General features: G+C 64.7%; 1 pseudogene. It reads left to right on the plus strand.

Annotated features, from left to right (window positions below):
• Window positions 1-363, plus strand: a pseudogene (locus G3480_RS27500) (IS4 family transposase); the annotation flags it as partial.

Here is a 363-nt window from a genome sequence, read left to right on the forward strand (position 1 = left end):
TTCGGGCGCCCCGGCAGTGGCCGCGCGCCGGGAGCCTTTCCGCAGGTGCGGGTGTTGGCGCTGTGCGAGACCGGCAGTCATGTCATGTGGAAATGGCTGGTCAAGTCGTTGCGCTCGGCGGAAATCACCATGGCGCCAGCCCTGCTGCGCTTCCTGCAACCCGATAGGTTGCTGTTGTGGGATCGGCATTTCCTCACCCACGCCACCGTCAGCGCCGTGCGCGCGCGTCAGGCCCATCTGCTGGCACGCATCACCTCCAATCGCGTCTTCACCCCGATCCAACACTTGCCCGATGGCTCGTACCTCGCCAAGTTGTATCCTAACGCCGCTGATCGGCGCCGTGATCGTCACGGCTTGCTGGTA

The organism is Thiorhodococcus mannitoliphagus (genome assembly GCF_010915725.1).
Taxonomy (GTDB): Bacteria; Pseudomonadota; Gammaproteobacteria; order Chromatiales; family Chromatiaceae; genus Thiorhodococcus; species Thiorhodococcus mannitoliphagus.